Source organism: Pigmentiphaga litoralis, from assembly GCF_013408655.1.
In the GTDB taxonomy this organism is placed as follows: Bacteria; Pseudomonadota; Gammaproteobacteria; order Burkholderiales; family Burkholderiaceae_B; genus Pigmentiphaga; species Pigmentiphaga litoralis_A.
Genome location: NZ_JACCBP010000001.1, coordinates 4,105,834 through 4,122,262, shown reverse-complemented (window position 1 = coordinate 4,122,262; position 16,429 = coordinate 4,105,834). Strand labels below are relative to the sequence as shown.

Below are 16,429 nucleotides of genomic sequence, written 5' to 3'. Positions count from 1 at the left end.
CGGCGCCGTAGCGTCCTGGCCGCCCGATAATCTCACAGATTCTTTACGCGGTGAAAAGAGCCGGCATCGGGATGAGGGCCTTTACGCGGTCTTCAAGAATCCAGCCGGCGGCCTTCTCGGCGATCATCAACGTGGGCGAATTGGTGTTGCCGCTGACGATGGTCGGCATGATGCTGGCGTCCACCACACGCAGTCCCGCGACCACGCCACCGCGGCCGTCCCGCACCCGCAGCCGCGCATCCACGACGGCGTTCAGGTCATCCAGACGGCCCATGCGGCAGGTGCCCACCGGGTGGAAGATGGTGGTGGCGATGTCTCCTGCCAGGGTGGCCAGCGCCTCGTCCGATTGATACTGCAAGCCGGGCTTGAATTCCTCGGGCGTAAAGGGCGCCAGCGCGGGCTGCGCAACGATGCGCCGCGTCACCCGCAACGAATCGGCCGCAACCTTGCGATCTTCCGGCGTGCTGAGATAGTTGGGCGCAATGGCCGGCGCATCACTCGCGCGCGGACTGCGCAAGGTGACGGTGCCACGGCTGGTCGGATTCAGATTGCACACGCTCGCGGTAAAGGCATCGAAGCGGTGCAGCGGCTCGCCAAACGCATCCAGGCTGAGCGGCTGCACATGGAATTCCAGATTGGGATGGGGCTGGTCGGGCGAACTGCGCGTGAATGCGCCCAGCTGGCTCGGCGCCATGCTCATCGGACCCGTACGGTGCAAGGAGTACTCCAGGCCGATACGCGCCTTGCCCCACCAGGTCGACGCCAGCGTGTTCAGCGTGCGCGTATTGCGCAGTGTGAACACCGCGCGGATCTGCAGGTGGTCCTGCAGGTTGGCGCCGACACCGGGCAGATCGTGCCGCGGCGTGACGCCATGCCGGGCCAGCAAGGCCGCGGGCCCCAGCCCCGACAGTTGCAGCAGATGCGGCGACCCGATGCTGCCGGCCGACAGCACGACCTCATGCCGGGCGGTCACGTCCATCCGGCGGCCATCCCGCACCACGGTCGCGCCGGTGCAGCGCGAACTGCCATCGGCCTGCGTCGCCATGGTCAGGCCCTGCACATGCGTGCGTGTCCACAAGGTGAAGTTGCGGCGCTGCATGCAGATCGGCCGCAGGAATGCCTTGGCCGTGTTCCATCGCCAGCCATTCTTCTGGTTGACTTCGAAGTAGCCGACCCCTTCGTTGTCGCCTTGATTGAAGTCATCGGAAGCGGGAATGCCGGCCTGTTCGGCCGCCTTGGCAAAGGCATCCAGGATGTCCCAGCGCAGGCGCTGTTTTTCGATGCGCCATTCGCCGCCCGCGCCATGCATCGCGTTGGCGCCCCGGTAGTGGTCTTCGTGCTTCATGAAGGCGGGCAGCACGTGGTCCCATCGCCAGGCGTCGTCACCGGTGGCCCGCGACCACCCGTCGTAATCGCGTGCCTGGCCGCGCATGTAGATCATGCCGTTGATGCTCGAACATCCGCCCAGCGTCTTGCCGCGCGGGTAGCGCAGACTGCGGCCGTTCAGGCCGGCATCGGGTTCGGTGGCATAGAGCCAGTCGGTGCGCGGATTGCCGATGCAATACAGGTAGCCCACCGGAATGTGGATCCAGTGGTAGTTGTCGTTGGACCCCGCTTCGATCAGCAGCACGCGGCATTCCGGGTCGGCGCTGAGCCGATTGGCCAGCAGGCACCCGGCCGACCCCGCACCGATGATGATGTAGTCGAACGCTGCGGAGTCGGTCATGAAGGGTCGCCGGATGAAAGGGATCCCGGCGACGATATCAGGTGCTGAGCGGTGGATTGCCCCGGCTAGGGTATGCCCCAGGCCACTCCGCGCACATCAAGGATCGGGGAAACCACGTATCGCCGTGGAGCCGCTTGCGCTACGTTAGGCGCTTTCCTGATTGCCGCCTGCCGTCATGCTGGATCTGAACGAATTCGTCACCTTCGCGGCGGTTGCCGATCTGGGCAGCTTTTCGCGCGCCGCGGCCAAGCTCGACCTGTCCAAGGCGCTGGTCAGCAAACACATTGCGGATCTGGAACGCACGCTGGGGGTGAAGCTGGTGAACCGCACCACGCGGCGTGTCGGCCTGACCGCGGCGGGCGAGATCTTTCACCGCCGTTGTCATGAACTGATCGCGCATGCCAATGGCGCGCGGCATGAACTCGAACAGTTTCGCGATGCGCCCGGCGGCACGGTCAAGGTGAGTGCATCGATGTCATTCGGCCGGCTGCATCTGGTGCCGGCCATTGCGCGCTTCCTGAAGCGCTACCCGAACGTGTCGATCGAACTCGAGCTGAGCGAAAAGTTTGCCGACCTGGTCAGCGGCAATACCGACGTCGTGGTGCGCCAGGCCGAAGAACCGCGGCTGCTGTCCTTCGTGGCGCGGCGGCTGTTGCCGCTGCGGCAGGTGGTGTGCGCCACGCCGGCGTATCTTGAACGCCACGGGCGGCCTGCATCACCTGACGATCTGACCCGTCACAACTGCATTGTGCGGACCGCCAACAGCAAGGGGGAATGGATGTTCGACAGTCCGTCGGGATCGCAGATGGTGCGTGTGACGGGCAATCTGCGCGCGAACAATGCCGATGGCGTGTTGCAGGCCGTGCTGCAGGACCTGGGCATCGGCGCCATGCCGTCCATGGTCGCGGGCGACCTGCTGCGGCAGGGCCGGCTGGAACGGCTGCTACCGGATCATGCCTTGCCGAATCTGGTGCTGTACGCCGCCTACCTGCCCAACCCCACCATGGCCACGTGCGTGCACACCTTCGTGGACTTTCTGGGTGGGGCGTTCGGGCAGCCGCCGTACTGGGATGAGGGACTGGGGCTGTGGCCGGATGCGGAACCTCCGGCCAAGGTCCCTGGCGGTCTGGCCTAGACGCCGCCGCGCGAGATGTTGCGCAGGGTGTCCGTGCGGCTCTGCTCGATCGCGGACATCTTGTCTTTCACGTCCTTGATCACATCCATCATCTGCTTCTGCATGTCGCCCGCCTGCTGCGGCGTCGAACTCATGGCAGTGGCCTCGTGAGCGAGCCCCGCCTTGGCGCTGAGCGCATCGTGCGACGTATCGGCCATCGCGCCTTTACCCGACGAAAGGCTTGAACCCAGTCCGGCCAGACCGCTCTGCACCATCCCGCCAGCAATACTCATGCTGCCGGCCATGACGGCGGCTTGCATGCGGTCATGGGCGGTGTCGCGCATGTCGTTGGCCGTCTGTTTCAGTCCCTCGATCTGCGACGCCATCTCGGCGCTGCGGGTTTCGCGCGCGGAATCGCGCGATTGCTGGGCCACGTCCTGAAACAGTTTCATGACGCTGTGCATGTCCGTCGTCGACGTCTCGTCCAGCCTGGTTGATGGCGTGGCGCCCGCGCCTCCGACGACCTTGGCAAGTTCGTCGTCGTTCAATGGGGTCGGGTGGTCGGACATGGCGTGCTCCAGTTCGGATGGGCGAAGGGTGCCCGATTCTTTCGTGCCCGGCGCGCGCTGTCAACGGAAAGTCGATGGCCTACGCACGATGGTCGAGTCAGGCAGGCGTTGTCACGGTGGTGCTGGCGGGACTCGGTCATACTGGGGCTCATCCGTCACGAGGAAATACCATGCCGCTCTCGAACTATCGCGCGTTGGGCCGCTCCGGGCTTGCTGTCAGCCCGCTTGCGCTGGGCACCATGACGTTCGGCGCCGCGCGATGGGGCTCCGGGCAGGACGAGTCGCGCAAGGTGTTCGATGCCTATGTGGATGGCGGCGGCAATTTCATCGATACGGCCGACGTGTATTCCGGTGGCGAGTGCGAAACCATGCTCGGCAACTTCGTTGCGGACCGCAACAATCGCGACGACCTGGTGATCGCGACCAAGGCCGGCTTTTCGACGTCGACCGGACCGCATCGCGGCGGCAACGGCGCCAAGCACGTGCATGCCGCAGTGGATGCGTCGCTGCGCCGGCTGCGGTTGGACCATGTCGACCTGTTCTGGCTGCATGTGTGGGATTCGGTCACGCCCGCGGAAGAACTGCTGGAAACCGTGACCGCCCTGGTGCGCTCGGGCAAGGCGCGGTACTGGGGCATCTCCAACGCGCCCGCGTGGTTCGTCGCCAAGCTGGCCGCCCTGGCTGCGGCCCACGGCGCGCCCCGCCCGATCGCCTTGCAGTATTTCTATTCGCTGGCCAATCGGGATATCGAAGAAGAATTCGTGCCGCTGGCCGCCGATGCCGGGATGGCCATCGTGCCGTGGAGCCCCTTGGCCTTTGGCTTCCTTGCCGGCAAGTACGACCGCGCCACGGTAGAAAGCGCCGCGCCGCGGGCCGCAGGTTTGCCTCGCGATGCCGCACAGGCCGGCCAAGCGCGGCCCGATGCCGACAAGCGGCTGGACGGCGCCAACCCGTTTGGCGACACGCTGTTTACCGAGCGCAATTGGCGCATTGCCGACGTGCTGCGCAACGTCGCCAGCGAAGCCGGCCACAGCATGGCCGCCGTGGCGCTGGCGTGGGTGGCCGGACGGCCCGGTGTGGGCGCCACCCTGATGGGGGCGAGCCGGATCGAGCAGGTGGCCGACAACATCGCGGCGCTGGACGTGGTGCTGTCACCGGAGCATCGCGCGGCGCTGGATGCCGTCAGCGCGCCTGATACTCGCTTTCTGTACAGCCTGTTCACCGATGCCGGGCGGCAGCATGCGGTGTTCGGCGGCAGCGCGGTGTCGGCCTGGAAGTAAGGCGCAACACCCGGCGCGCTACACCTTGAACGCGGCCACCACGGTGCTGAGCCGATCGGCCATGTCGCGCATGCCCTGCGCCGACCGTGACGTCTCGCTCATGGCCACGGTGGTCTCTTCCACCATCTGCGCAATGCTTTCCACCTGCTGGGCGATCGACGTGCTGGCCGCCGATTGTTCGCGGGTGGCGTTGGCCACTTCCCGCACCCGCTCCAGGGATCCGTCCGCGCTCAGGCGGATCTCGGCCAGGGCCGCGGCCACCCGCGCCGTCAGGTCGCAACCTTCGGCCACCATCGGCAGCACCTGCGCCATGGTGCGGGTCGAGTCCGACGCTTCGCGCTGCACATTGGCCACCATGGCTTCGATCTCGACGGTTGCCGAGGCCGTGCGCTCGGCCAGCTTGCGCACTTCGTCGGCAACCACGCTGAAGCCCCTGCCCTGATCGCCTGCCCGGGCGGCTTCGATTGCGGCATTCAGCGCCAGCAGATTGGTCTGGCCGGCGATGTCCTTGATGGCCGACGCAATGGTGCTGATCTGGACCGCACGGGCTTCCAGTCCGCGCATCTTGTCGGACGCATCTTCGACTGAGCCCGCAATGCGGCGCATGCTGTCGGCCGCGCTGGTCACCTGGATTTCGCCGTCGCGGCATTTCTGCGCCACGCTTTCCGAGTTCTTTTCGGTTTCGGCGGCGGCATGCGAAATGTGCGCGACGGACACTGTCAGCTCTTCGACGGCGGCTGCCATGGACGCGGTGGCGTCGCTTTGCGCGGCCGATGCACGCGACACCTGTTCAACCGAATCGGCAATCGATTCGGCATCGCCCTTCATGGCCTGCGCTTCGTCCCGGACCTTGGCGATCATGCCGCGCACGGCGCCCGACATGGTCGAGAAGCCTGACAGCAGGCTGCCTGCCGGGGCGGCCGGCAAGGTGCGCGACAGGTCGCCACGCGCGGCACTGGCCATCACGCCCATCACATCGGCCGGTTCGCCGCCGATCTGGGCCAGCACGCGCCGCGCGATCAGCCAGCCAATGGCCGTCATCAGCAACACCAGAACGATGCCGGTGACGATGCTGCGAATAATGCGCGCGCGCACCAGGGCGTCCAGGTCGTCCGTGAATACGCCCGTTCCGATCGACCATTTCCAGGGCTCGAAGATCTTGTAGGCGTTGAGCTTGTCGATGTGCGCGGTGGCGCCCGGCCGGATGGCCTGTTCATTGAAGATGGCCTGGCCGCCGTTGGCCCGCATGGCCGTGAACTGCTCCTGCATCACGGCCACGGGATCGCGAGTGTCGCCCGTGCGCCGAAACGCATTGGTGCCGACGTACGACCGGTTGCCACCATGCGCGACGTTATCGCCTTGCGCATTGCGCACAAAAATGTAGTCGGCATGGCCGTTGCTGCCGCCATACCGCATGTCGTTGAGCACGCTGGCCGCCGCGCGCTGGGCTGCGTCACGCGACAGTTCGCCTTTCAGTTCCTGTTGATGGAAATGGTCGACCACGCTCCATGCGTTCTGCACGACCGATGTGATCTCGGTGCGCTTGGCCTGGATCAACTGGTTGCGGTCAGCAACGACCGCGCTCGTCTCGAGACCCGCCAGGAAGATGACGGCAATGGCGACCAGGGCCAGCAGCTTGGTGCGCAAGCGGGAACTGGCGCGGCGCTTGCCAGGATGGGGACCTTCAAACAGGACCGGATGGGGTATCGCACTCATGGTGACCTCGGACAGAACGCCGCGGCCGCCTTCTCATGGGGTGGCAACACGCCGGCAGGGAACCGCAGAATCAGTACAGCAGCCGGGTGACCTGAAGGCTGAAACCGTCCAGATAGGCGTCGGGCGATGTGCCGTCGTGCGCGTCCGTATGCACCTTCACGTGATCCAGGATCCGGTGGACCAGGGCGGACCGGTCGGGGCTCGAAGCCAGGATCGCGCGCAGGGCAATTTCCATCATGTCGAGCCGTCCGGAGTCGAACATCACCTTGTCGTCGACCCAATGTCTTTTTTTACGCATACGGCATGTAGCGGGCTTGCCGGCATCGCCGGACGGTGCGCGCGAGTGTTCCGCCGGGCGTTCCTGGATGTCGGGCTGGGGCGCGTGGGGGCTGGTCGCGGCGGCGTTTCCCAGCATGGCGCGCGGCAGGCACGAGCGAGACCGGAAGGATGAGGGCAGACGTTTGCGGCGGGGACTGATCATAAGTAGCTCACGGCAAGTATCGGAAACTGCGATCACCGCAGAATTTGTTTTGGGTTACCGTCCCCGGGAAGCTCGTTTATTTGGCGGCCTGCCACACAGCGTGGGCCCCACCAAGAAACAGCTAACTCTATATAATGCTAGAACCATATCATATGAATTTGCTGGAATATCCACCAATACTCACAGAGTTGCCGCCGTACGACAAGGCAGCGTGGGCGATGCGTGAGTTCCATGACCGAAGCGCGCAGCTGCTCAATCGCATCCTTGCGCCGCACGGCACCACCCTGCCCCGGATGATGATGTTGATGTTCATCCATCGGGCCGGATCTGCGCGATCGATCGACCTGATGGCGGCCTTTCCGTTTGCGCCGCGCACAATCACCGAATCCATCGACAGTCTGGAAACCAAGGGTCTGGTCACGCGAACGCCCGACCTGAAGGATCGCCGCTCGAAGCGGATCGAATTGACGGATGAAGGACGCGCGAAGCTGGTCCGCATCCTGCCGATCATCTATCGGTTCGGAGAAGACTTGTTTGGCACGATGGCCGATGAAGAACTCGACGCCGTGGCCGCCATGTTCGACCGGCTGAATGCGCGCGTGGCCGAGATCGAGGCCGCGCTGCCCAAATAAGGCATGCCGCCGGACTAGGCGGATGCAGGCTGCATCGCCGGCTTGGCCAGCGCGACGCATCGGATCGCCAGGATCGTGGTGGGGTCCACGAAGGCCACCGTGGTCCCGGCCAGCGCCACGGCCGGGGCATGCGCGGCGATCAGCGGCAGTTCGGTGCACCCCAGGATCACTACCCGCGCGCCCCGGCGCACCAGATGCTCGGCAGCCGTCATCAGCTGGTCGACGCACACCCCTTCAGTCCACCCCGCTTTGACGCCCTGCTCGCCATAGATGGCGCTCGTCACCAGGTCCTGGTGCGCGGGGTCGGGCACGATCAGCTGCAGGCCGACCGCATCGGCGGCTTCGTGATACACCCGGCTGGCCACCGTGCCCGCCGTCGCCAGCAGGCCAACCGGACTCTCCGCGCCATGCACGCGGCGGATGTAGGCCACGGTCTCGGTCAACATGTTGATGATCGGGATGGTCAGATGCGGCTCGATCCGCTCAACGAACGCGTGCGCCGTGTTGCATGGAATGGCAATGGCATGCGCACCTTCGCTCTCCAGCCGCTTGCAGGTCGCATACAGCGCAACGCTGGGGTCGGCGTCCTGATGCAGCAGGTGCGCCGTGCGATCGGGGATCTGCGGGTTCTGTTCGACCACCATCTTGATGTGGTCCTGATCGCGCCCCGCGGGCGTGTGCTTCACCACCTTCCCCATGAAGTCCACGGTCGCGGCCGGCCCGATGCCGCCCACGATGCCCAGCTTGAACGGCGCCGGCGCGGCCGCCGTGCGTGACCGGGTGGCATAGTCGGCATACACCGCGTTGACGTCGACACACGGCACCCCGCGCTGCTGCAAAGACGGGCTGACCAAGGACAGTTCCGTCATGCCCGGCAACACCATTTCGGCGCCCTGCCCCATCACGTCCAGGCTTGCGCTTTCCACATATTCCAGCGCCGGCCCCTCCAGGTGCCCCGCCTTGATGCCCTGCGCGCCATAGACCGCGTCCATCAGGTGTTCCTGCGCAGCGGCGGCCGGGTACACCAACGTGTAGCGGTCACCGAAGTAGCGTTCGAACAGTTTGCTCTGGCGCACGTAGTCCGACGTCAGCACGCCCAGGCAGGTGGGCTGCAGCGGACTGCGGTCCACGTGTTCGCGCAGGCCCGCCATCATGTCGACCAGGCCGATGCCGAGTTCCGCCTGGAGCTCGTCACGGAAGGTGTGCGTCGCAAAGCACGGCAGCAGCACCGCGTCCACCTGGCGGGCCTGGAAGGACTGGCAGACCTGGAACACATAGAACTTGCGCGACGTCATGCTCGCGTGGGCCGTGAGCGGCACCGCCACATCCTTGAACGGATGCTGTTCAAACAGAAAGTGGTACCTGCCCTGGTCCGCCAGCACTGGCTGGCTCTTGACCAGTTTGAGGAACAGGTCCGCGCCCGCCAACGACCCCAGCCCGCCGATGATGCCCAGGAAGGTGTTGGCGGCGGGGTCGGTGGGTGGGAGCATGGCGGGGTGTCGGGAAGCATCGGGGATGGGTGCAGTCTACCCGGACCTGACCACGCCGATTCCGTGAACACACTGTTCACCGTAAGTCGTTGCTGATGTCATCCACTTTGCCCACACTGTGTCGCATCCGCGGCGCAAGACTGCGGACCGGAAACATGCCGACGCATCGGCGGTCTGGAGACACGCATGGTCATGCAACGCCTGATGGCAGCGATCGCTGCCGTGCTGTTCATCGTCGCCCCCGCGGCGGCGCAGACGGACAAGGTCTGGCCCGACAAGCCGATCAATCTGGTGGTGGGGTTCACGCCCGGCGGGCCGAGTGATGTGCTGGCGCGGCTGGTGGGCAAGAAGATGGGCGATGCGCTGGGGCAGACGGTGGTGGTGGTGAGCCGGCCCGGTGCGGGCGGCAACATTGCGGCGGCGGCGGTGGCCAAGAGTGCGCCGGATGGCTACACCTGGCTGTTCGGCAACAACTCGATCCTGTCGACCAATGCGGCGCTGTACAAGACGCTGCCGTTCGATCCCGACAAGGATTTCGATGCGGTCGGGCTGGTGGCGGTGCAGCCGAGCATATTGGTTGTGAACAGCAACGTTCCGGCCCGGTCCGTCCAGGAGCTGGTCGCGCTGATCAAGGCGAAACCGGGCGAGCTCAATTACGCGTCGTCGGGCGCGGGCGCCGCGGCGCATCTGGTGGGGCAATGGTTCAAGACGTCGGCGGGGCTGACGCTGGAGCATGTGCCGTACAAGGGCGCGCAGCCGGCGTTGACGGATCTGATTGCCGGGCAGGTGCAGATGATGTTCGCCACGTCAGCGTCGGCACTGCCGTATATCAACCAGGGGCGGCTGCGGGCGTTGGCGGTGACGGGGCCCAAACGGATGGATGAGTTGCCGCAGGTGCCGACGATGGTGGAGGCGGGCATGCCGCAGTTCGTGGCGGAAAGCTGGCACGGGATCGTGGTGCCGGCGGGCACGCCGCCGGCGATCATCCAGCGGATGAATCAGGTGATGGTGAGCGCGCTCAATAGTCCGGAGGTGCGGGCGCAGTTTCGCGAGCTGGGGGTGGATGCCGCGCCGGGTACGCCGGAAGCGTTTGCGTCGTTCATCCGGTCCGAAACGCCCAAGTGGACGCGGCTGGTGCAGGATTCGGGCGCGTTCGTGGAATGAAGAGGGATTCCGCAGCGAGCTGACCCAGTCGCGCCAAATCGGTGCATGATCTGAGCCGGACATTTCCCCGCGACTGCCTGCCCTGGACTTCCTGCCCATGCCTACGCCCACGCCTCCCTCCATGTCAAACCAAGCGCCCTCTTCCGACCCGACCCGACAAGGTGCGCCCCTGTGCGCGGCGCCCGATCCCTCTCCACGGCCACCCGCCTTCGCCGTTCCCGCCGGCAGCTGTGACTGCCACGCCCATATCTGCGGGCCGGGCGACCGCCATGCCTATTCCCCCGACCGCATCTACACCCCGCCCGATGCGCTGCTGCCCACCTACCGGTCGATGCTCAGTGTGCTGGGCATGACGCGCGCGGTGCTGGTGCAGCCGAGCGTGTACGGCAGTGACAACGCGGTGCTGATGGCGGCGTTGCAGGAAGGGGGCGAGGCGTTTCGCGGCGTGGCGGTGATCGATGACGCGATGGAGGCGGACGCGCTGCAGGCCATGCATGCGGCTGGCGTGCGCGGCGTGCGCGTCAACATCGTGGACCGCAAGACCGGCAAGGGTGAACTGCCGATGGATGACGTGCGCGCCCTGGCCGACCGCATCGCGCCGCTGGGCTGGCATCTGGAACTGCTGATGCATGTCGATGCTTTTCCGGATCTGGCGACCTCGCTGGGCAACCTGCCGGTGCAGCTGGTGTTCGGCCACCTGGGCTATATGGCGCCCGGTGCGAAGGTGGAGACGCCTGCGTTCCAAGGCTTGCTGGACCTGATGTCGCGAGGCCGCGCGTGGGTGAAGCTGACCGGGCCCTACCGCATTTCGGCCGGCGCGATGCCGCATGCCGATATCCAGCCGCTGGCCGATGACCTGCTCAAGGCGGCGCCCGACCGGGTTGTGTGGGGCAGCGATTGGCCGCACGTGATGGTCAAGCGCGACATGCCCAATGACGGCGATCTGCTGGACCTGTTGCACGCCTGGGCGCCCGATGCGGCCCTGCGGCGGCGGGTGCTGGTCGACAACCCCGCCAGGCTTTATGACTTTCCGCCGCTGCCCTGAAGGCGGCGCCCCGCTTTGATTCCCTAGCCTTGGCTTATCCAGGAGTTCACCGTGTCCGCCCACCCGCCGCTTACGCAGAACATCAACCGCCTGTCGCGCCTGGAGCTGCCCGGCGCGGGCCAGGTGACCGTGCAGGGTCACCATGCCTATGTGGGTCACATCCCGAACAAGGCCGGGCTGGGCACCAGCATCCTGGACGTGTCGGACCCGCGCAACCCGCGCATCGTCAGCCAGATCATGCTGGACGATCCGGAATCGCACACCCACAAGGCGCGCGTGGTGGGCGACATCATGATCGTGAACAACGAACGCAACATGACGCTGATCGGGCGCAAGGCGGACGAATTGCCGGGGCTGCGGATCAAGCTGCGCGATCGCCTGGGCCGGGACGCGACACACGCCGAACTGGCGGATGCGCTGAACGTGCGCGAGGTGGATATCCCCGCGGTCGAGGCGGCCGAAAAGCAGCCGTACGATCGCGGCGGCTTCAAGATCTATGACGTGTCGGACAAGACCCGCCCTCGCCTGCTGTGTCATCAGAAGACCGGCGGGATTGGCGTGCACCGTTTCGACATGGACGAAAATTATGCGTATATCTCTACGGAAATGGCCGGCTATATCGGCAACATCCTGGTGATCTATGACATCCGCAATCCCTCAACGCCGCAGGAAGTCTCGCGCTGGTGGATTCCGGGCCAGCACCTGGCGGGCGGCGAAACGCCCACGTGGAATGGCCGCCGCACCCGGCTGCATCATGCGCTGCGGTATGGCGACGAGTTGTGGGCGGGCCTGTGGCATGGCGGGGTCGGGATCATCGACATTCGCGACATCACCAAGCCCACGACCCTGGGCATGTACAACTATCATCCGCCCTTCCCCGAACCGTCGCATACCTTCATGCCGCTGGAAAAGCCGATAGGCGGACGGCGCATTGCACTGGCGATCGACGAGGAAGACCATGCGCACGATGCCGAGGAACTGGACCGCCGCAAAGGCCGGCCGCATGGCTGTCTGTGGGTGATGGACGTGACGGACCCGGCCAACATCAAGGCGCTGTCGAGCTACGAGGTGAGCGAGCTGGATTCGCCGTGGAGCCGCGCGACGCCCGGACGGTTTGGTGCCCATCAGTTCCAGGAACAGCGCCGCGGCACGATGGTGTATTGCGCGTGGTTCGCGGGCGGCTTGCGGGTGGTGGACGTGGCCGACCCGATGTCACCGCGCGAAGTAGGCTACTTCATTCCGGACCCGGCCGAGGGCCGCGCCGCGCCCCAGACCAATGACGTTTTCGTTGACGATGACAACCGGATCTACATGGTGGACCGGTACGCCGGGTTCGACATTCTTGAGCATGCTCGATAAGGGCGCGCGCACCGATACGCAGCCCGTGATCACGCCGGCGTGAACACCTCGTCGGGCATCACTGCCGGCACGAACGCGTCGCAGAAGAAGGCGTCGCGTGGCAGGCCGCGTTCGTCCACGAAGGCCTGCCGCGCGGCCTGGATCATGGCGGGTGATCCGCAGGCATAGACCTCGTGTCCGGCCAGGCTGGCGTGGTCGTCCAGCACGGCCTGGTGAACGAAGCCGGTGCGGTGGCCCGGCACACCATCCCCTTCCGACAGCACCGGCACGAACGTGAACCACGAATGCTTCTGCGCCCACTTCGCGGGCAGGTCCGCCAGGTACACATCGGGGGCCTTGCGCGCGCCCCAGTACAGCGTCATGGGCCGGGTCGCCTTGCGTTTGATGGCGTCTTCAACCATCGCCTTGACCGGTGCAAAGCCGGTGCCGCTGGCCAGCAGGATCATGGGCTTGCCGGTGGCATCACGCACCGTAAAGTCGCCGAACGGCAGGGTCACGTCCAGCGTGTGGCCCACCTGCATCTCGCCTGCCAGGTGCGCGGTGAAACGACCGCCCGCCACATGACGGATATGCAGCTCGACGCCGTCATTCTGCTGCGGCGGATTGGCCATCGAATAGTGCCGCACGGTGCCGTCTTCCAGCCGCGCGTGCAGGTACTGGCCAGCCTTAAAGCGCACCTTGGTGCCCGCCGGAAAGCGCAGGTGCACGATCGTCACGTCGGGGGCCGCCTGCGTCAGTTTGTGGACCTTGGCCTTGATGGATCTGGTGGCGTCGGGATTGCGCTTTTCGATGTCCCGCACCGCGAGGGTCAGGTCGGAACAGGCCTGCGCCTGACACAGCAATACGTGGCCTTCGCGACGTTCGTCGTCGCCCAGCACGCCCACGCCGCTGCCGCCGCGTACGTCGCCCGCAATGACCTTGCCGCGGCAACTGCCGCAGATGCCGCTGCGACAGGAATACGGGATCTCGTAGCCGGCGGCCAGTGCGTTGTCGAGCACCGAGCGCGACGGATCGGCGGCGAACGCAATGCCGTGATCGGCGATCTGGATGGTGTGTGCCATGAGAGTCTCAAAGATAAAGGCCGTGCGGACGCCGCTCAGCCGCGCAGGCCGGCCAGCGATCGCACGGTGCGGATCGTGGCGGTGGCATCGGCCACGCCGCGTCCGGCAATGTCGAAGGCGCAGCCGTGGCCCACGCTGCTGAAGAAAACGCCGCCGCCGACCGACAGCGCGCTTGACTGCAGGGGGCTGAGCAGCTTGACCGGGATGTGGCCCTGGTCGTGATACATCGCGAGGTAAACATCGTGCTTGCGCTGCGACAGCAGCAGGTCGGCGCCAATGGGGCCATCCACCTGCAGGCCGCGCTCGCGCAGTCGCGCCACAGCGGGTTTGGTAATGGTCTCGTCTTCGGTGCCGAACAAGCCGTCTTCGCCCGCATGCGGGTTGATGCCGAAGACGCCGATGCGCGGATTCCGAATACCCAGCGCGCCCATGGCGTCGGCCACGGCCACGGCCGCATCCACGACCAGGTCGGGAGTCAGCCGCGCCAATGCCGTGGTCAGCGGTTCGTGCAGCGTGACATGGCCAATCTTCAGTTCCGGGCAGACCAGCAGCAGGAACACCTGGTCGGACGCGGTGCCGGTCAGCTCGGCGATCAGTCCCGGATAGCCCGAAAACGAAATGCCGGCCTGGTGGATGGACGTTTCCGAATGCGGGCAGCCGACCACGGCGTCCACCTCGCCCCGCTGCGCCATCTCGACCGCCGCACGCACATAGGCCACGGTGGCCGCGCCCGCTTCGGCACGCACCTGGCCCGGCAGGAAGGCATCGCGCGGCAAGGCGGGCACGTCCGCAATGGTGACGGCATCGGCGCCCTCCCCCATGCGGTCCAGCTGGGCTTGCAGCACGTAGGCGTCACCCACCAGCACCACGTCGACGGGTTCATCGCGCAAGGCCAGGGCCGCCTTGACGGCGATTTCCGGACCGATGCCGTTGGCGTCGCCCAGCGCGATCGCGATCCGTTTGCGCGCGCCGGCCGTCATAGCGGGATCGCCAGCAGCGTGTCGATGTTGTTGCTGTCGCAGACGGCAATGCGCTGCGCGAACTTGAGCGCGCCGGCTTCGTCCACGATGTGGTCCACGTAGCGGCCGCTGGCGAACACATCGGTCTGCCCGTCGCGCATGATGCGCACGACCACGAACGGCGTTTCGGCCTGCACGCCCTCTTCCGCGCGTTCCAGCACCAGCGGCGTGCCGACAATGTGCCGGTAGCGATGCTGCTCGTAGATGTTGGCGTCACGCAGGGCCGACACGCGATCGTGCAGCATGGCGCGGCTGTCGGCGTAGATCACCCCGGCCTGCATGCCCTGCGCGTAGTTGTCGGCGGTGTTCACGACATACAGGCAGCGTTCCACAAAAAAGTCGGGCCACTGCTCGACCGCGTCGTTGTCGATGCATCGAACATACTCAGCATTGAGCGTGCTCAGGCGTTCACTGGAAAAGTCGGCCATGTTCAGATCTCCATGTAGTCGCGGTAGGCATTCCAGAAGCCCCGTACCGACGCTTCGGTCGTGCGGTTTTCCTGGGTTTCGATGCCCGCGCCACCCATCTCCAGAATGGCTTCTTCGCCATCCACGGCGCCGGCAATGCCGCGCTGCACGAAGCCGCCCACCGCCCCGTCTTCCATCGACACAAAGCCTGCCGGACCCGTCAGGTTCGATTGCTTGAGCCGCATGCGCCGCAACTCGGGCGTATCGTCCTTGAATCCCAGATAGGTCCAGTTCAGCACCGTCTTGTCGATGCCGGTCGGCAGCACTTGGCGGATCGCCAGCGTGTTCTGGATCTGCGCCAGCACAAAGCCCGGGAACACCGAGAGGATCTGCAGCGTGATGCCATCGCCGAACTCGTCACAGCCGTCGAGCATGGTCGGGTCCGCCAGCGCGTAATCTTCCTTGTCGGACCGCAGCTTTTCCGCGCTGTACTCGGTGCTGGCCTGCGGCTGGTGCGACACCTTGGAATAGCTGACGTGATGCGCGCCGTTGTCGCTCACGATCACCCCGCCCTTCTGCGACAGCCGGTTGATATTGAAGGTCGTGAAGAACACGTGCAGCAGACTCGCGTGGTACGAGTCCTTGACGTTTTCCATGTACAGCTTCCAGTTGTTCGGAATCGTCTGCTTGAAGCGGCCAATGACTTCGACCGGCTTGCACATCACGCGCTCGATCCGTTCGACGATCTCTTCACCCAGGTATTCCTCGATGTCGGGCACGTCTTCATGCAGGCTGCCGAACACGATGCCCGACATGCTGGCCGTGCGCAGCTTGCGCGGCCCGTGGTCTTCCTTGCAGAAGTCCGGCGGCATGCCGCCCTTCCCGTTCACGCCGTTTTCAAACGCGACACCCTTCAGGTTGCCCTGCAGGTCGTAACGCCATGCGTGATAGACGCAGCTGAAGTCCTGCGCCTTGCCGCCTTCCTTGAGCGCGATCAATGCGCCGCGGTGCGCGCAGCGATTTTCGAAAGCCTGCAGTTCGCCTTCTTCATCGCGCACCACGATCACGGGCATGTCACCGACGAATGTCGTTCGGTAATCACCGGGCTCCGGGATCTCGGCTTCCAGGCACAGGTAGTTCCAGGTCGGGCCCTGGAACACGCGCTGCTGCTCGGTGCGGTAGACAGGTTCGTCGCGGTACAGCCAGTACGGCACGCGGGTCAGGCCGGGCGCCCATTGGCGGGCGTCCTGAAGGGGATGGATATCGCTCATGCGCGGTCCTTTGTGTAGAGTCGGTCGGGCAGAAGGCCGGTGGAGGGTTGCGTCAGTGGATGGATGCGTCAGTGGATGGTTGCGTCAGTGGATGG

Annotated in this window: 15 protein-coding genes; 6 read left to right on the top strand and 9 right to left on the bottom strand. The window is 65.6% G+C overall.

Annotation, left to right across the window (positions count from 1 at the left end; translation table 11 throughout):
* Nucleotides 1-43 precede the first annotated feature (43 nt).
* Nucleotides 44-1,726 (bottom strand): GMC family oxidoreductase, encoded by a 1,683-nt coding sequence (locus HD883_RS18815; protein ID WP_179582639.1) that lies wholly within the window; start codon nt 1,724-1,726, stop codon nt 44-46.
* 160 nt (nt 1,727-1,886) lie between these two features.
* Between HD883_RS18815 and HD883_RS18810 the strand changes: the two genes are divergently transcribed.
* Nucleotides 1,887-2,861, top strand: a complete 975-nt coding sequence (locus HD883_RS18810) for a LysR family transcriptional regulator (RefSeq protein WP_179582641.1) — start codon at nt 1,887-1,889, stop codon at nt 2,859-2,861.
* Here HD883_RS18810 and sctB read toward each other — a convergent pair.
* Nucleotides 2,858-3,409, bottom strand: a complete 552-nt coding sequence (gene sctB / locus HD883_RS18805) for a type III secretion system translocon subunit SctB (RefSeq protein ID WP_179582643.1) — start codon at nt 3,407-3,409, stop codon at nt 2,858-2,860. The two genes, HD883_RS18810 and sctB, sit on opposite strands and share 4 nt — an antisense overlap.
* Before the next feature lie 170 nt (nt 3,410-3,579).
* Between sctB and HD883_RS18800 the strand changes: the two genes are divergently transcribed.
* Nucleotides 3,580-4,689, top strand: a complete 1,110-nt coding sequence (locus tag HD883_RS18800; protein ID WP_179582645.1) for an aldo/keto reductase — start codon at nt 3,580-3,582, stop codon at nt 4,687-4,689.
* 18 nt (nt 4,690-4,707) lie between these two features.
* On the opposite strand, the gene HD883_RS18795 is transcribed toward HD883_RS18800, so the two are convergent.
* Both HD883_RS18795 and HD883_RS18790 read right to left on the bottom strand, forming a co-directional pair.
* Complete coding sequence (locus HD883_RS18795) at nt 4,708-6,405, bottom strand: methyl-accepting chemotaxis protein (RefSeq protein ID WP_179582647.1); 1,698 nt, start codon at nt 6,403-6,405, stop codon at nt 4,708-4,710.
* A 70-nt stretch (nt 6,406-6,475) separates the two neighbouring features.
* Nucleotides 6,476-6,820, bottom strand: coding sequence for a hypothetical protein (locus HD883_RS18790; RefSeq protein ID WP_179582649.1), 345 nt, complete (start codon nt 6,818-6,820; stop codon nt 6,476-6,478).
* Nucleotides 6,821-7,104: 284 nt separating this feature from the next.
* On the opposite strand from HD883_RS18790, the gene HD883_RS18785 reads away from it, so the two are divergent.
* Nucleotides 7,105-7,518: a MarR family winged helix-turn-helix transcriptional regulator gene (locus tag HD883_RS18785; RefSeq protein ID WP_179582651.1), complete on the top strand. Its 414-nt coding sequence runs from the start codon at nt 7,105-7,107 to the stop codon at nt 7,516-7,518.
* A 14-nt stretch (nt 7,519-7,532) separates the two neighbouring features.
* Here HD883_RS18785 and HD883_RS18780 read toward each other — a convergent pair whose 3' ends face one another.
* Nucleotides 7,533-9,008 (bottom strand): amino acid racemase, encoded by a 1,476-nt coding sequence (locus HD883_RS18780; protein WP_179582653.1) that lies wholly within the window; start codon nt 9,006-9,008, stop codon nt 7,533-7,535.
* 186 nt (nt 9,009-9,194) lie between these two features.
* Between HD883_RS18780 and HD883_RS18775 the strand changes: the two genes are divergently transcribed.
* The 3 genes from HD883_RS18775 to HD883_RS27755 all read left to right on the top strand — a co-directional run bounded on the left by HD883_RS18775 (nt 9,195) and on the right by HD883_RS27755 (nt 12,576).
* Nucleotides 9,195-10,172 carry a Bug family tripartite tricarboxylate transporter substrate binding protein gene (locus HD883_RS18775; protein ID WP_179582655.1) on the top strand — a complete coding sequence of 326 codons (978 nt, stop codon included), beginning with the start codon at nt 9,195-9,197 and terminating at the stop codon, nt 10,170-10,172.
* 121 nt (nt 10,173-10,293) lie between these two features.
* Nucleotides 10,294-11,217 carry an amidohydrolase family protein gene (locus tag HD883_RS18770; RefSeq protein WP_179582657.1) on the top strand — a complete coding sequence of 308 codons (924 nt, stop codon included), beginning with the start codon at nt 10,294-10,296 and terminating at the stop codon, nt 11,215-11,217.
* Nucleotides 11,218-11,268: 51 nt separating this feature from the next.
* Nucleotides 11,269-12,576 carry an LVIVD repeat-containing protein gene (locus HD883_RS27755; RefSeq protein WP_179582659.1) on the top strand — a complete coding sequence of 436 codons (1,308 nt, stop codon included), beginning with the start codon at nt 11,269-11,271 and terminating at the stop codon, nt 12,574-12,576.
* Nucleotides 12,577-12,605: 29 nt separating this feature from the next.
* On the opposite strand, the gene HD883_RS18760 is transcribed toward HD883_RS27755, so the two are convergent.
* Genes HD883_RS18760 through HD883_RS18745 form a run of 4 tightly spaced genes read right to left on the bottom strand, consistent with a single transcriptional unit; the run spans nt 12,606 to nt 16,334 of the window.
* Complete coding sequence (locus tag HD883_RS18760; RefSeq protein WP_179582661.1) at nt 12,606-13,637, bottom strand: 2Fe-2S iron-sulfur cluster-binding protein; 1,032 nt, start codon at nt 13,635-13,637, stop codon at nt 12,606-12,608.
* 35 nt (nt 13,638-13,672) lie between these two features.
* Complete coding sequence (locus HD883_RS18755; protein ID WP_179582663.1) at nt 13,673-14,617, bottom strand: PdxA family dehydrogenase; 945 nt, start codon at nt 14,615-14,617, stop codon at nt 13,673-13,675.
* Complete coding sequence (locus HD883_RS18750) at nt 14,614-15,084, bottom strand: aromatic-ring-hydroxylating dioxygenase subunit beta (RefSeq protein WP_179582665.1); 471 nt, start codon at nt 15,082-15,084, stop codon at nt 14,614-14,616. Before HD883_RS18750 ends, HD883_RS18755 begins: the two co-directional genes overlap by 4 nt.
* Nucleotides 15,085-15,086: 2 nt before the next feature.
* Nucleotides 15,087-16,334, bottom strand: coding sequence for an aromatic ring-hydroxylating oxygenase subunit alpha (locus tag HD883_RS18745; RefSeq protein WP_179582673.1), 1,248 nt, complete (start codon nt 16,332-16,334; stop codon nt 15,087-15,089).
* Between the last annotated feature and the right edge of the window lie 95 nt (nt 16,335-16,429).

Bases quoted from the DNA above. Each gene is read 5' to 3' on its own strand.
- HD883_RS18815 (WP_179582639.1), bottom strand. From the start codon at position 1,726: ATGACCGACTCCGCAGCGTTCGACTACATCATCATCGGTGCGGGGTCG.
- sctB (WP_179582643.1), bottom strand. From the start codon at position 3,409: ATGTCCGACCACCCGACCCCATTGAACGACGACGAACTTGCCAAGGTC.
- HD883_RS18800 (WP_179582645.1), top strand. From the start codon at position 3,580: ATGCCGCTCTCGAACTATCGCGCGTTGGGCCGCTCCGGGCTTGCTGTC.
- HD883_RS18795 (WP_179582647.1), bottom strand. From the start codon at position 6,405: ATGAGTGCGATACCCCATCCGGTCCTGTTTGAAGGTCCCCATCCTGGC.
- HD883_RS18790 (WP_179582649.1), bottom strand. From the start codon at position 6,820: ATGCTGGGAAACGCCGCCGCGACCAGCCCCCACGCGCCCCAGCCCGAC.
- HD883_RS18785 (WP_179582651.1), top strand. From the start codon at position 7,105: ATGCGTGAGTTCCATGACCGAAGCGCGCAGCTGCTCAATCGCATCCTT.
- HD883_RS18780 (WP_179582653.1), bottom strand. From the start codon at position 9,008: ATGCTCCCACCCACCGACCCCGCCGCCAACACCTTCCTGGGCATCATC.
- HD883_RS18775 (WP_179582655.1), top strand. From the start codon at position 9,195: ATGGTCATGCAACGCCTGATGGCAGCGATCGCTGCCGTGCTGTTCATC.
- HD883_RS18770 (WP_179582657.1), top strand. From the start codon at position 10,294: ATGTCAAACCAAGCGCCCTCTTCCGACCCGACCCGACAAGGTGCGCCC.
- HD883_RS18760 (WP_179582661.1), bottom strand. From the start codon at position 13,637: ATGGCACACACCATCCAGATCGCCGATCACGGCATTGCGTTCGCCGCC.
- HD883_RS18755 (WP_179582663.1), bottom strand. From the start codon at position 14,617: ATGACGGCCGGCGCGCGCAAACGGATCGCGATCGCGCTGGGCGACGCC.
- HD883_RS18750 (WP_179582665.1), bottom strand. From the start codon at position 15,084: ATGGCCGACTTTTCCAGTGAACGCCTGAGCACGCTCAATGCTGAGTAT.
- HD883_RS18745 (WP_179582673.1), bottom strand. From the start codon at position 16,334: ATGAGCGATATCCATCCCCTTCAGGACGCCCGCCAATGGGCGCCCGGC.